Annotated in this window: 8 protein-coding genes; 2 read left to right on the top strand and 6 right to left on the bottom strand. The window is 62.9% G+C overall.

From position 1 onward, the window contains the following. Positions 1-21 precede the first annotated feature (21 nt). Positions 22-1,293: an AAA family ATPase gene (locus tag CCR96_RS20105; protein WP_201222779.1), complete on the top strand. Its 1,272-nt coding sequence runs from the start codon at positions 22-24 to the stop codon at positions 1,291-1,293. After that, positions 1,290-1,805: a hypothetical protein gene (locus tag CCR96_RS20100; protein WP_201222777.1), complete on the top strand. Its 516-nt coding sequence runs from the start codon at positions 1,290-1,292 to the stop codon at positions 1,803-1,805. The genes CCR96_RS20105 and CCR96_RS20100 overlap by 4 nt, the downstream gene beginning before the upstream one ends. Before the next feature lie 32 nt (positions 1,806-1,837). Here the strand turns inward: CCR96_RS20100 and CCR96_RS24815 are convergent, their stop codons facing one another. The 6 genes from CCR96_RS24815 to CCR96_RS20070 form a co-directional block, all read right to left on the bottom strand. After that, the gene (locus CCR96_RS24815; RefSeq protein WP_242519237.1) at positions 1,838-5,452 is read right to left on the bottom strand and encodes an efflux RND transporter permease subunit; all 3,615 of its coding nucleotides are present in this window, start codon (positions 5,450-5,452) and stop codon (positions 1,838-1,840) included. After that, on the bottom strand, positions 5,445-6,548 hold the full coding sequence (locus CCR96_RS20090) for an efflux RND transporter periplasmic adaptor subunit (RefSeq protein ID WP_201222775.1): 1,104 nt from the start codon (positions 6,546-6,548) through the stop codon (positions 5,445-5,447). Before CCR96_RS20090 ends, CCR96_RS24815 begins: the two co-directional genes overlap by 8 nt. Before the next feature lie 162 nt (positions 6,549-6,710). Next, complete coding sequence (locus tag CCR96_RS20085; RefSeq protein WP_201222773.1) at positions 6,711-6,983, bottom strand: hypothetical protein; 273 nt, start codon at positions 6,981-6,983, stop codon at positions 6,711-6,713. Positions 6,984-7,047: 64 nt separating this feature from the next. After that, positions 7,048-7,488, bottom strand: coding sequence for an FKBP-type peptidyl-prolyl cis-trans isomerase (locus CCR96_RS20080; RefSeq protein WP_201222771.1), 441 nt, complete (start codon positions 7,486-7,488; stop codon positions 7,048-7,050). 310 nt (positions 7,489-7,798) lie between these two features. After that, positions 7,799-12,313, bottom strand: a complete 4,515-nt coding sequence (locus CCR96_RS20075; protein WP_201222764.1) for a PAS domain S-box protein — start codon at positions 12,311-12,313, stop codon at positions 7,799-7,801. A 317-nt stretch (positions 12,314-12,630) separates the two neighbouring features. Continuing rightward, entirely contained in the window at positions 12,631-14,790 is a 2,160-nt protein-coding gene (locus tag CCR96_RS20070; protein WP_201222762.1) for a putative bifunctional diguanylate cyclase/phosphodiesterase, read from the bottom strand. Between the last annotated feature and the right edge of the window lie 297 nt (positions 14,791-15,087).

The raw sequence follows: 15,087 nt of genomic DNA, 5'->3' as shown, positions 1-15,087 counted from the left end.
ACCCTGGAAGGTGGAATCAGCATGTTAAAAGAGCTGCGTCTTCGCAACTGGAAAAGCTTTGCCGACGCCACCCTCTATATCGATCCGCTGACGATCCTAATCGGCAGTAATGCCAGCGGTAAATCCAATGCCCTGGATGCGCTGCTGTTTCTCAGTCGGGTCAGCCGAGGTATTAGCCTGTTTTCAGCGATTGCTGGTGATCTCAATCTGCCGGCCTTGCGTGGCGGGATCGAATGGGTTTGCCGCAAGCCTGAAAAGCGCTTCAGCCTGACGCTGGTCGTGAGCGGTGAACGGGAGCGAGAAGAGTATCGCTACCATCTCGGCATTCAAGTCAATGCCACCAAAGCCGAAGTCCAGGAAGAGGAATTGATCTGGCTGCACTATGGGCCAGGCAGCCAAACCCCCAAGGAAACGAGTCTATTACAGACCCGCATTGACGAAGCAAACAGTCCAACGATTCCGACTTACTACCGCACAGACATCCATGGCACGGGTACTAAGGGCTGGGGTAAACGCGCCGATCTGGCGCGAACGCAGCTGATTCTGACCCAAACGGAAACCATTCATAACGCCAATCGCGAGGTGCAGCGCGGCGCACAGCAGGTCTTGCGCCAGTTGCAGGGCATCTTTGTCTTTGATCCCATCCCGAGCCACATGCGCGACTATAGCCCATTGGCAGACAAGCTCTCGACCGATGGCTCCAACATCGCGGGGGTTCTGGCGGGGCTGGATGCGGAGCGCAAGCCAACCGTCGAGGCCGCATTGACCCAGTACCTGAAAGCGCTGCCCGAGCGCGATATCAAGCGCATCTGGACCGAACGGGTGGGCAAGTTCGGCACCGATGCCATGCTCTACTGCGAAGAGGGTTGGGACGGTCAGCCAACGCATGAAGTCGATGCCCGCGGCATGTCCGATGGCACCCTGCGCTATGTGGCGATTGTCACCGCCCTGCTGACGCGCGAGCCGGGCAGCCTCCTGGTGATCGAGGAGGTCGATAACGGATTGCATCCCTCCCGCGCCCATCTGCTAGTGAGCATGCTTCAGACCTTGGGCAAAGCGCGGGGGATCGATGTCTTGGTCACGACCCATAACCCGGCGCTACTGGATGCGGCTGGTCTCGCCATGGTGCCCTTTATCACTGTGGCCCACCGCGACGATGCCACCGGCTTCAGCGGTCTGACGCTCCTCGAAGAGATCGAGCAGCTACCCAAGCTGATTGCTGGCGGAAGCCTGGGCACCCTGTCGAGCAGGGGGCGGATCGAAGCGGCCCTCAAGCAGGATCATGGCCAGTGAAGCGGGTGCTCATTCTCGATACCAGCATTCTCTGCGTCTGGCTGGATGTTCCCGGCATGGAGACCTGTGGGCCGGACGATGATCGTTGGGACAAGTCTCGCGTTGAGGCCAAGATTGCCCATGAGCGCAGCAGTCAGACGACCTTTGTCCTGCCGCTGGCCAGTATCATCGAAACCGGCAATCACATTGCGCAGGCTCGCCATAGTCGCAGAGCACGAGGGGAACAGCTGGCGGACTTGATGCGCAAGAGTGCCGATGAAGAATCGCCTTGGGCGGCCTTTTCCGATCAATCGGTCTTATGGTCCGCGGAGCGCTTGAAGACGCTCGCCGATGCTTGGCCGGATCTTGCCGGTCGCAAACTGTCTCTTGGCGATGCCACCATCAAGGACGTTGCCGAACATTACGCCAGCGTGGGCTATGCGGTCGAAATCCTGACGGGCGATCAGGGTCTAAAGGCGTACCAGCCGGCCGCGCCTGTTGCCATTCCTCGAAGAAGACAGAAACGATCCTGACGCCACGAACAGATCATGTAAGGTGACGTCGCTCATCCGGTCGCCGTCCGAATCCACTCCACCCGCTTGCGCATCACCCCATAGTAGACCACCGGAATCACCACCAGCGTCAGCAGGGTGGAGACGAACAGGCCGAAGAGCAGCGACACCGCCAGGCCCGAGAAGATCGGGTCGCTCAAGATGAACGAGACCCCGGCCATGGTCGCCAACGCCGTGAGCACGATCGGCTTGGTGCGCACCACCGCCGAGCCGATGACGGCGTCTTCCAGCCGATCACCGGCACGCACCTGCTGATTGATGAAGTCCACCAGCAGGATCGAGTTGCGCACGATGATGCCGGCGAGCGCGATCATGCCGATCATCGAGGTGGCGGTGAACTGGGCGCCGATCAGCGCGTGGCCGGGCAGGATGCCGATGATGGTCAGCGGGATCGGCGCCATGATGATCAGCGGCACCACGTAGCTGCGGAACTGGAACACCACCAACAGGTAGATCAGCACCAGCCCAAAGGCATAGGCGATGCCCATGTCGCGGAAGGTCTCGTAGGTGACCTGCCATTCGCCATCCCATTTGATGCTGGGCTCGTAGGGGTTCTCCGGTTGGCGGGTGTACCACTGCGACAGGTCCTCATCGAGCTGGCCGGCGATGGTGAAGAGCCCGTACAGCGGGCTGTCGATGGCGCCGGCCATGTTGGCGGTGACATAGACCACCGGCAGCAGATCCTTATGGTAGATGCTGTGCTCGCGCTGGCTGTCGACGACAGTGACGATCTCCGACAGCGGCACCAGTTGGCCGCCGCGCGAGCGTACCCGCAAGGCCAACACCTGATCCAGATCGGCCTTGTCGGCCTCGGCGTATTCGACTCGGATTGGCACCGCGTACTTGACATTGGCGCCGTGCAGATAGGCCATGTCCTCGCCACCGAGCACGCTGGCCAGGGCCTGGGCGACGCTGGCCTGATCGACCCCGAGCTGTGCCGCCTTGGGGCGATCGACCACGAGCACGACCTTGCGCCCTGGATACTCCATCGAGTCATCGATATCGACGATGTCCTCGGTGCCGGCGAAGACCGCGCGCACCTGCTCGGCAAGCGCCATCTGCTCGGCGTAGTCGATGCCATAGATCTCGGCGACCAGCGGCGCGAACACCGGCGGTCCGGGCGGGATCTCGACGATCTTGGCGTTACCGCCATGGCGCTCGGCGATGCTCTGTAGCGGCTCGCGCAGTCGCAGCGCGATGGCGTGGCTCTTGTCCTCGCGCTGATCGTCAGGCACCAGATTGACCTGTAGATCGCCCTGATGGGCCTGATCGCGCAGATAGTATTGGCGCACCAGGCCGTTGAAGTTCATCGGCGAGGCGGTGCCGGCATAGGCCTGATAATCGGCGACCTCGGGCTGCGTCTCCAGATAATGCCCCAGCTCTGCGAGCACGCGCGCGGTCTGCTCCAGGCTGCTGCCCTCGGGCATGTCGAGCACGATCTGCAGCTCGCTCTTGTTGTCGAACGGCAGCATCTTCAGGATCACCGTCTGACTCAGCGGCAGCAGCAGCGAGGCGCCGATCATGAGTAGGATGCCAGCCAGCAGCAGCCAACGGTTGATCAGGCCACGTCGCCCTTCCAGGAACGGCGTGATCACCCGCTCGAACAGCCATTGCAGCTTCGGGTTGGCCTCGTCTTCTCCCGTTTCGTGCTTCTGATGCGCTGGTGCCGATTCGCTGCCAGAGGCGAGACGCGAGTTAGCCTGATCCTGTGGCGCTGCAGCGTCGTCCGATGCGAGATGCGGGTTGGTCGCATCCCGCTGCATCGCATCACCACCAGGTGCGGGACTCGGGCTGGCTCCATCCGGTGCTGAGGCCACGCGGCCTGGCATGTCTGGCCGAGCTTGATGCGCCTGGTCGGCGAGGGCGGCATCCTCGTGGTCGACGAGCGCCGCATCATGACGCCGACCGAGCACCTGATACGCAAGCCAAGGCGTGAGCACGAAGGCGACGGCCTGTGAGATCACCATCCCCATCGAGGCGTTGATCGGGATCGGGCTCATGTAGGGCCCCATCAGCCCGGAAACGAAGGCCATCGGCAGCAGGGCGGCGATGACGGTGAAGGTGGCGAGGATGGTGGGGCTGCCGACCTCGTCGACCGCGCCGGGCATCAGATCGAGCATCTTGCGTCGGCCGATGGCCATGTGGCGGATGATGTTCTCGACCACGACGATGGCGTCATCGACCAGGATGCCGATCGAGAAGATGAGCGCGAACAGCGATACCCGGTTGAGGGTGAAGCCATAGGCCCAGGAGGCGAACAGGGTCAGCATCAGGGTGACGATGACCGCGCCACCGACGACGAGCCCGGCGCGCCAGCCCATTGCCAACCCCACGAGCACGATCACGGTGATGGTGGCGGAGGCCAGCTCGGTGATCAGCTTGCGCGCCTTGGCGTCGGCCGTCGCGCCATCGTTGCGGGTGATGCTGACCTCGACGCCCTCGGGGATGAAGATGCCATCGAGCTGCTCGAAGCGCGCGATGATCTGCTCGGCGACGGCCACCGCATTGGTGCCTTCCTGCTTGGCCACGGCGATGGTGACCGCCGGCGTGGTGCCGACCAGCGCGGGGCTGTCAGCGCCGCTGGCGCTGTCGGTGTCGCCGGAGCCGGAGCCGGAGCCGGAGCTGGCACTGGTACTGGCACTCGAGCCGGCACTGGCACCAGCGCCAGCACCCATCCAGACATAGGCCTGGGGCACCTCGGGGCCGCGCTCGATGCGCGCGACCTCGCGCAGATAGACCGGACGGCCGCCGTGCATGCCGACCACCAGCTCGGCGATGTCGTCGACGCTGCTGAGCATGGTGCCGGCTTGGACTAGGATCTCTTGGTTATCGGCGACGATGGCGATGTCGTCACGGCTACTGTTGCCTGCCTGCAAGGCGCGGCTCAGGTCGCTCAGATCGATGCCGTGCGAGGCCAAGGCTTGCGGATCAAGGATGACGCGCATCACCTGTTGCGGCGCGCCCACCGTGTAGACATCGCGGGTGCCGGGCACCCGTTTCAGCTCCTGCTCGATGGCATGGGCGACCTGGCCCAGCTCATAGGCGCCGAGCCGCTGATCCGCCGACCAGAGGGTGGCAGTGAGGATGGGCACATTGTCGATACCCTTGGGCTTGATCAATGGCTGACCGACACCGAGGCCTTCGGCCAGCCAATCGGCGTTGGAATTGACCTTGCTCCACAACCGCACGATGGCCTCGGTGCGGTCCTCGCCGACCTCAAACTGGACCGAGATCAGCGCCATCCCAGGGCGCGAGACCGAGTACACATGCTTGACGCCCTGGATCTCGGAGAGCACCTGCTCGGCCGGACCAGCGACCAGGTGCTCGACCTCGCTCGCCGAGGCGCCGGGGAAGGGGATGAAGACATCGGCGAAGGTGACGTTGATCTGCGGCTCTTCCTCGCGCGGCGTCATGAGGATCGCGAACAGACCGAGCAGCAGGCCGACCAGCGCCAAGAGCGGCGTGATCTTGGCATCCTGGAAGCGTTGGGCGATGCGCCCGGAGATGCCAAGCGTCGTCTCTTGGCCCGGTGGCGCTGTGGCTCCGTCGGTGCTGGCGGCCTCAGCGGTTCCAGCACTGTTCTGGGTTGTCGTTGGCGACTCAGCCATCTTGGCGATCCTGGCGGCCCTGAAGGTTCGCATCCGCTTGGCGTTTGAGCGCGACACCGGCGGCGATGGGGTCGAGCGCGACCTGCTCGCCTGGGCTCAGGCCGGCGAGGACGACGATCTCGCCATCGAGGCTCGAGCCAATGCGAATCTTGCGCAGTTGGATGCGGCCGTCGTCGCTGACCACATAGGCGCCCGTGACCTCGGAGCGGTAGACCACCGCGGCGCTGGGGATGGTGAGCTCCTCCTTGCTACCGGTGACGATGGCGGTCTTGACGAACATCCCGGGGAAGAGCCCCTCAGTGTTAGTCTCCAGATCGGCGCGCACCTTGAAGGTGTTCGAGCCGAGATCGGCGAAGGGGAAGACGGTGATGCGGCTTGGCGCGGTCACCTCGCCATTGGGCAGATGGATCTTGATCTCGCCGCGTTCGCGCACCGCCGGGATCGCGCTCTGTGGCACATCGATGATCACGCGCAGTTCTTCGAGCGAGATGCCGCTCATCACCGGGCTGCCCGGGCTGGCCACCTCGCCAAGCTCGACATGACGGCGAATGACGATGCCGGAGTAGGGCGCGCGAATCTGGGTGTAGTCCAGCTGCTCCCGTGCCTGCTCCAGGTTGGCCTGGGCCGATTCCAGGCGCGCCTTGGCGCTCTCGAGATCGGCCTCGGCCTGATCCATCGCGGATTCAGAGACGTTTTTCTGTTTGTACAGCCCCTCGATGCGGGCGTACTCATCGCGGGACTGTTCGAGCTGCGCCGAGGCGGATCGCAGATCGGCCGCTGCTTGCGCGAGGCGCGCCCGATGCTCGGTATCGCGCAGGCGGGCAATGACTTCGCCCTTCTCAACGAAGTCATCGACATCATAGAGGATCGCTTCGACCTGTCCGCTGGTCTGGGCCGAGACCGTGGTGCGATTGATCGCTTCGACCACCCCATCGAGCCGGTATTCCTCGGGCACCACGCGATAGCTGGCCTCGGCGGTGGCGAGACCAGCCGCCGCCGGTTCGCCAATCGCTGCGTTAGACAATAGCAGCGTGGCGAGCGTCGCCAGTTGCTGGAGTCGCTGCAGCCGCCGCCGAAATCGGTTGTTTGATGGCATCGATGGAGACCCCGTCAATTCGCATGTGCTGATGGATGTGTAGGTTGGAACCGAGCCGAAAGCACAGGTGACTTGTTCATCACTTGGCGATTCAGTTTAGGCGATTCAGTTTAGGCGACCAGTTTAGGCGACCAGTTTATGCGATGAGTTTAGGCCATCCGCTTAGGCCATGAGCTCGTCTGCTGTGGTTGCGCGATTGCTTTCGAGCATGCGTTGAAAGCGCTGCGGATCGCGTCTCAAGATGTCGACGTACTCATCGAGCAGCCGGGCCCAATGCGGGCCGCCGTGCTCTTGAAACTTGGCCAGTGCGACCAGCAGAATCTTCGCCGCCGCGCGCAGTTCGCGTTGCTCGCCCTCACCGTAGTGCTGTACCAATTCAGCGTAGAGCGCTTCCACGCGTTCGACCGGTGGCTGGGGGTCTTTGGCTTTGGGCATGGGGATCTTTGCCGACTGTGCTGCTGGGTCTTGGGCGCTCAGTATAGTCCAGGAAAGCCCTGGGTTAAGACACCTCAATGAGGTGCACATGGATGCGCAAGCCACGCCGAGCGAGTGGATGATTAAAGTCGATCTCGGCCTCGGTCTTGTCGACACTGAGAATGGTGCCGGGGGTCTCTTGTCCACCAGGTGCTTGAAACTGGATGACCTCGCCCGGTTCCGGGGCGAAGCCTTCCGGCAGATCGCTGAGCGGTACCCGATGCACCAGCCCGGCGTCATGGGCGCCGAACAACGCCGAGCCATCGGCCAGTATCTGCTCATCGGCGCCGGGCCGCAGATCGATCAGCAGGCTTTCGAGGCCGGGCGCTAGCGTGCCATCGCCGATGCGAAAGCGCATCGGCTCGTCACCGAAACTGGAGAGGACCTCGGTGCCATCCTCGAGGTAGACCGCGAGATGCAGACAGACCTGGCTGCCTGGGCTGATCTTGGCGCTATGGGTTGTCAAGCCTTGGATGCCTCGCGATGGAACGGTTGTTGGCGTTGCGGCTCAGTATGCCGTGCTTCACCTAGCCTTGTCTTGAGTCTCTCAGGATCAGCGAGCCTCAGGCGCGAATCACCCAAACGCGCCGTCCGCACGGGCTCGTCGCCTCTTCACTGCGGGTCGGCCCTTCGGTGTTGAAAAAGCGCATGCGCTGCTGGTCTCCGATGCCTCAAGCCAAGGGGCGGAAGGGTAGCATGGGGCGGATCTGGTCGAGCCTCATCGCCGTCTGCTCTGGTTGCCGGATGCGATTCAGCGGGCCGGTCGGGCGCTCACCTCAGGCTGTATTCCGACTTGCAGCATCAGCGGCTTCCAGGCCTTCCTGCGCCTGCGCAGCCAACGCTTGCAGCAGCTGTTCAAGTGAACTGGCGAGTGCCGTGGCACTCTCGATCGCGGCCTGATCATTGGCGCGGGCCTGTTCGCAGAGGCGATCGGCCTGTTGTCGCAACGGCTCGGCGCTGAGGTGGGCGGCAAAGCCCTTCAGCATGTGCCCGATGCGAAAGCATTCCTCGAGGTCGCCCTCAGCGGCCAAGTGTCGCAGTCGAGCTGCGGTATCGCGCTGGCTGCTGAGCGCGGTGTCGATCAGGCGCTGCACAAAACCGGGAGACTGTTCGAAGCGTTGCTGGAGCAGATCCCAGTCGATTGGTGACTCTTGGGTGAGCTTGGCATCAACCCGGCTGGTTGCGCCAGCCGGGATGGCTGCTGTGGCGCGTTCGGGTGATGGTGCCGGTGCCTGCGTGCTGAATGATCCCTGTGGCCGGTTCTGCCGTCGTTGGTCGATCGCGGCCAACAGGGCTTCGAGGTCGATCGGTTTGGTCAGATGCGCCACCATGCCGGCGTTCAGGCAGCGCTCGCGCTCTTCCGCCATGGCATGGGCGGTGAGGCCGATCACCGGCAAGTCCGGCCAACGGGCGCGGATGCGTCGTGTCGCCTCGTAGCCATCCATCACCGGCATCTGCACATCCATCAGCACCAGGTCGATGGCGTCCGCGCCGATCTCCGCGAGGCGTGTCAGCGCCTCTTGGCCATCTCGTGCCGTGGTCATCCGCGCGCCTTCGTGGCTCAGCAGATCCTCGAGCACCATCAGATTCAGCGCGACATCGTCCACCGCTAAGAGGTGCAATCCGGCCAAGGATTGGGTGTCGGCGCGGGTTGAGACGTCAATCGCTGGTTTGCTTGGCTCTGCCGCCGCTGGCAGTGGCAGGCGCAGCTCAAAGCAACTCCCGATGTTGGGTTCGCTGTCAACGCTCAGGCTGCCGCCCATCATCTTTGCCAGAGCCAAACTGATGCTCAGCCCGAGACCGGTGCCGCCATGGCTGCGTGTGGTGCCGACATCCGCTTGTTCGAACGGCTGGAAGATGCGTGCGATCTGCTCCTCGTTCATGCCGATGCCGGTGTCGGTGATCTGGAACCGCCGTTCCTCACCCTTGGACAGCAGCCTCAGTTGGACCTCGCCGATCTGGGTGAACTTGATCGCGTTGCCGAGCAGGTTGAGCAGGATCTGACGCAGCCGCATGGCATCGCCAAGCACCCAGGCGGGGAGGTCGGAGTCCAAGGCTTGGATGCTCAGGCGCAAGCCCTTGGCGTTGGCCTGTGGGCTCAACAACGACTCGATTTCGGCGAGACAATCCGCCAGACAGAACGGTTCTGCCTGGATGTTGAGCTTGCCGGCGCCGAGCTTGGAGAAGTCCAAGATGTCATTCAGCAGGATCATCAGATGCTGCCCGGCGGTCTGGATATGCCGAAACAGCTGCCCTGCCTCCTGGGTGTCATAGTCGCGCCGGCCGATCTGCGCGAGACCCAGGATGCCGTTGAGCGGCGTGCGGATCTCGTGACTCATATTGGCAATGAAGGCGTTCTTGAGCGCCGCGAGGCGTTCGGCCTCAACCAGTGCCTGCATGCGCGCAGACTCCATCCGGTGCCGCTCGGTGATGTCATTGCCGGCGGCGAGCACGCCGACCACCCGGCCAGCCGCGTCCTGCAGCAGGCTGCTGCGCCAGGCAATCAGATGCGTGGAGCCATCGCTGCTGACCAGGCGGCTCTCGAGGTAGCCCTCGGCAGGCACTGTGCCATCAAGGAGTTGCGCAAAGAGGCCGCGCAGTTTGGGGCGATCCTCTGCCGCCAGGCAACGCTCGAACCAGTCCTGACCCAGCAGATCCTGCTCGGTCCAGCCGAGCAACTCGCAGGTGTAGCGATTCGCCAGGGTGACCCGACCCTGGACATCAAGCGAGAGGATGATTGAGTTAGCGGTATCCAGGTAGCGCTGCGCCCGATCGCGCTCCCGGCGCAGCGCATCAGTGGCGCGGCGCAGGGGCGAAATATCGGCGATATTGCCGAGCACCCCTTGGGGCTTGCCATCGCTGCTGCGCAGCAAGGTGGTTGAGAGTAACACCGAGAGCTGTTGGCCATCGGCGCGTTGCAGGGTCCATTCTCGGGTCTCTTCGCCATCGCGTAACAGCGGCTCACTAAAGACCCTGAATCCGACAGGGATCTGTTCGCCAACCTGTGCGGACAGCTCATCGGCGCGTGCCGCGACCTCCTGCTCGAGGTGGAAGCGCAGGGGCGTTTGCTGCCCGATCATCTCTTCGGCGCTGTAGTCGAGTAGGCGTTCGGCGGCGGGATTGAACTGGGTGATTAGGCCCGTCATGTCGGTGGCGATGATCGCGTAGGCGGCGAGATCGATCATTTGCGCGGCGACATGGAGCTGCTCTTGGGCCCGCCGACGCTCACTGATGTCCTCGATCGCGGCGACGAAATAGGCAGGCTCGCTATCGTCGGTGCGCACGAGAGACATGGTCACTAGGGTCCAGATGATCTCGCCGTTGCGTCGACAGTAGCGTTTTTCGAGTTGATAGTGGTCGATCTCGCCGGCGCTCAAGCGTGCGAGCAGCTCGAGGTTTTTGGGGAGATCATCGGGATGTGTGAGGCTTTGAAAACGCCGTTGCCGAAGTTCATCGCTGGAATAGCCGAGCATGGTCGACAGGCGGTCATTGACCCGTAGAAACCGACCATCGGCCGCGACCTGAGCCATACCAAGCGCTGCCTGTTCAAAGGTGGCTTGGAAGTCCTGCTGGCTGAGGAGCCGGGCGCGCTCGGCCTGGCGAAGGTCGGTCAGATCCTTAAACACTGTCGCGATCAGTGGTTTTCCGTTTTGCACAACCATGCGGGCGCTGACGCGAACATCGCGCAGGGTGCCATCCTTGTGGCGATGTTGGGTGTCGAAAATGACCGAGCCGTCGCGCTTGATCGCCTCGACCTGTGCGATCTGTTCGGCAGCCGATTGCACCGCTTCGACATCGCCGATGCCCATGCCGGCAAATTCAGCCTCGGTGTATCCAAGTTGTTGATACGCTGCTGGATTGAATTGGACAAGCTGCCGCGTGTCCGGGTCAATCAGCGCCATGCCGTCCGGTGCCTGACTGACCAGCGCGAGGAATAACTGTTCTTTCTCAGCCAGCGCAAGCTCCGCGCTGCGGTAGTGGGTGACATCGGTGTTGGTGCCTATGATCCGCAAGGCTTGGCCATTTTTGTTCCGCTCTGTGGCGACTCCACGTCCAAGAATCCATCGGTAACTGCCATCCTTGGCGCGTAGCCGATGCATCACGCTGAATTGATCGCTGTCGCCGGTTCGGTAGCGCTCAAAGGCCTCGAGTGTGGCCGAACGATCCTCGGGATGGATGCGGCGCGACCATTCGTCGTAGCGCGGTGCGATCTCCTCCTCGGCATAGCCGAGCATCTCTTTCCAGCGCCGCGAGTAATCGGCCTTATTGGTGCGCGCGTCCCAGTCCCAGATGCCATGGCCGGCACCATCGAGCGCTGAGAACAAGCGCTGCTCGGAGGCGGCGATGTGGTTGTGCAGTTGGCGCTGGTGACGATTGTTGACGACGAGACCGAGCAGCAAGCCGGCAACCAAGAGCGCAAGTACGCCGGTCAGCAGCAGTTCGCGTTGGTAGTAACGCCAGATGTCGTCCAGGCTTGGTGCTTGTTGCTGGGCGAACGGCGGTACGCGCAACTGGCGCATCACCATCTCTAAGGTTCCGTAGTCGGCCGGCAGATCGAAGCCCGCAATCCCAGCGGCTTGTGCTGCGGGATGCTCGGGCGTGAGTTCGATCAAGGCCGCCGTCAACTGACGCCCAACGCTGGCATCCAGGCCGGGGAGGGCCATGATCGGCCATTCGGGATAGAGCCGGGTTGAGTGCAGAAAGGGGAAACCAGGCGCGGTCTTCGGCCCAAGTATCTTGATCTGGCCGAGTTCAATCCGCCCTTCGGCCTGTAATTGCTCCAAGATACCTGTTCGCACGAAGCCGGCATCGCCGCGGCCGTTGAGCACGCCGAACACCACTGCATCATGGGTCGCCGGGTCAAGCTGCATGTTCAGCTGATCCGGCTTCACGCCCACCGCGGTGAGCGCCTCCAAGGGCGCGATATAGCCGCCGAGGAACTCGCGGCCAACCGCCAGAATGTCGCGCTGCCTGAGATCTTGCAGCGTCTTCAGGTCATCCCGCTCGGCGCGGGTGAAGATGACCCCGCCAAGCTGGCTGATGCCTTGCCCCTGTTCTTGACGCATCAGGGTGGCCAGGGCACCGCTCATCGGGAACTGCTGGCGCAGATCCACGTAGTGAACCGGGTTGGTAAACAGCAGATCCAGTTCGTCGAGCGACAGGGCGTGTTTCAGCGCCTCGATGTCGAGTAGGCGCAGGCTGACCTGATGATCCGGTAGCCGCTCAGACAGATAGGTCGCCAGCGGTTGCCAACGCTGACGCAAGATCTCGGTCGGGCGAAAGGCGAACATGCCGAGCACCAACTCGCGGCTGGGCGTCGTCGTGGGTGATGAGGCATCTGATGTGCGTTCTGGAGCGGCGGCAGTTGAGGTTTCGTTTGCAGAGGCTGGTGCGGATATGAGCGCCGTGGGTGCTGATGCGGGCCCAGTGAGTGCTGATGCGGGCGCAGTGGGTGCTGTTGTGGGCGCGGCTGTTGCCTCGGATGTTGGCACCGGCTCAGCGCACGCGGGCTGTAGAGCCGTGACTAACCCCAGCAGCATCGCTGCGGTCATGATCGACGCGCCTGCGAGAAGCCGGTGAGATGGCGCTGATCGGTTCGCGGACGCCATCATCGCCGCGCTCGATCGCTGCGCGCGCTGAGGCAGGGTAAGGTGCTCCAGGGGGGCGGTGCGCGCCTGTCGAGCAGCCGCAAAAAGGCATCCCGCTCAAGCGGGCGCGAGTAGAGATAGCCTTGATGCCATTCGCAGCCGTTGGAGCACAGCCAGGTCGCCTGTGCTTGGGTTTCGATCCCTTCAGCGATGACCCAGAGCCCGAGTTCTCGCGCCAGCGCGACAATGGCGCGCACCACCGTCTCACCGGCGGCGCCAGTGCCAAGGTCCATGACAAAGGACTGATCGATCTTCAGTTCATCGATCGGGAAGCGGCCGAGATAACCGAGCGATGAGTAACCGGTGCCGAAATCGTCAAGCGACAGGCTGATGCCAAGCCGATGCAGGGTGCTGAGAGTGCCGAGCACCGAGTCGAGGCGCGCCATCAGTGCCCGCTCGGTGATCTCAAGCTCCAGGTTCTGCGGTGAGAGCCCGGCACTGGACAGGCGTTCGGCGATCTCTTCTGGTAATCGCTCGTCATCGAGCTGAGCGGCGCTGATGTTGACCGAGACCTTGACCGGGCTCAGTCCTGGGGCATGCATCAGGCTGAGATCGGCGCAGACCAGATCCAGCACCCGGTTGGTCAGGGGCACGATGAGGCCGGTCTCCTCGGCCAGCGGGATGAAACGCCCGGGTGAGATGAGCCCTTCCTCGGGATCGCGCCAGCGCACCAGCCCCTCGGCGCCGATCAGCCTGCCGCTGCGGCCGTCGACCTTCGGTTGATACCAGAGTTCCAGCTCATGCTGATCGATGGCGCGCCGCAGCCGAGCCTCGAGCGTCAGACGGCTGCGCTCGCCGATATCGAGATCGCGGTGATAGGTCTGCACCTTGTCTGCGCTCAGGCAGGCTGTGGCTGCCGCAGCCAGGGCGTGGTGGAGTAGGGTATCGGCGTCTTGATCGCAGTCCAGCGCATCCGACAGACCGACCTTGGCCCTCATTGGCAGCTCGATGCCGGCTACCGCTAGCGGTTGACTGAGGGCGGACAGCAGGCGCTTGGTGAGTTTGAGTGAGGCTTGGTTGTGAGCGGTCGTCAACAGGGCAAAGGCCGCGTCGCTGATGCGCGCGAGCAGCTGCGGTTGGTCTGGGTTCCAAGCCTGAGGCGATGGCAGCGGTGCTTCCGGTGCGGCGATGTCCAGGTCTGCCATCAGTCGTCTTGAGAGGTTTCGCACTAACGGCTCTGTGACCGCCTGACCCCAGCCCATGCCAACCCGTTTCAGGGCATCGATCTCGACCACCAGAACGCAGAGTTCAGCGGTGTCGTCTTGATCGAGTCGACGTTGTAGGGACTCGAGGAAGAAGTCGCGGTTGGGTAGCCCGGTGGCCCGATCGTAGTAAGCCAGCTTGATGATGCGCTGCGCCGAGCGATGCATGGCGGTGACATCTTGGACAGTTCCCAGCCAGCCGCTGAACTCGCTCGAATATTCGACGTTTTGACGCAACACGCGGCCGCCTGTGCAGAGCTGGTGTTCGAACTGAATTGGTGGACGCTGTTCGTGGTCGAGGCTGAGCAGACATTGTTCGACCTCGGTGCGCTCGCGCGGATGCACCTGAGCCAGCAGCTGTTGCAGGCTGAAGCCCCGCGGGCGATGTGGCAGTTGGAGCAGCTCGCACGCGGCCTCGGCGAACTGGAAACGACCTTGTGCTGGGTCGAACTCCCAGTGCCCCAATCGAGCGATGCGCTGCGCAGCGGCCAACTGGCGCTCCTGTCGAGCAAGTGCCTTCAGCGTGGCGTGGGCGCGCAGCAGATAGCCGACACGGTGGGCGATCAGCGCGCTATTGATCGGCTTGGCGATAAAGTCGGTGGCGCCGACCTCGTAGGCGCGCGCGATCGAGTCGAGATCATCCTGCGAGGTCAGCATCACCACCGGTAGGGTTTGACCTTTGCTGTGCGCTCTCAGCACGCGACAGACCTCAAAGCCGTCAAGGCCCTGCATCATCACGTCGAGCAAGATCAGGTCGGGGTTCAGCTGCTCGAACAACTGCAGTGCCTGCTCACCGCTACTGGCGATCTCGACCTGAAACCGATGCGCCAGTGAGTCCTCAATGATCAGGGTTGTGATGGGGTCATCATCAACCGCGAAGATTAGGGGTCGATCGTTTGTCCTGGGCTGAGGGTCCATGTCCACTCCTCTGTCTGCTGTCTTCCCAGCTCGTCTTTCGGACTATCGGCTCGAACCGCTTGTCACTGAAGACTTCAGGCATGCCGTTAGCAGAACATCGCTGGGGTCGAAGGTGGGTTGCATTGACCTAAGCGAAGATTCTGATGCCTCACCTGCGAGCTGATTAGATTTCTTGAGCTGCGTCAGGGTTGTCGTCCTGAGCAGCCCGCGCGTCAGGCTTTCTCATCCGCCCCTGTTTGGCGGCAGGCAACGCGCACATTGAGCCTTTGGCCCCGGCCGTTTATGCTGCACGGCTGG

It is taken from the genome of Halochromatium roseum (assembly GCF_016653315.1).
GTDB classification, from domain to species: domain Bacteria; phylum Pseudomonadota; class Gammaproteobacteria; order Chromatiales; family Chromatiaceae; genus Lamprobacter; species Lamprobacter roseus.
This window is presented reverse-complemented; position numbering and strand designations above follow the sequence as displayed.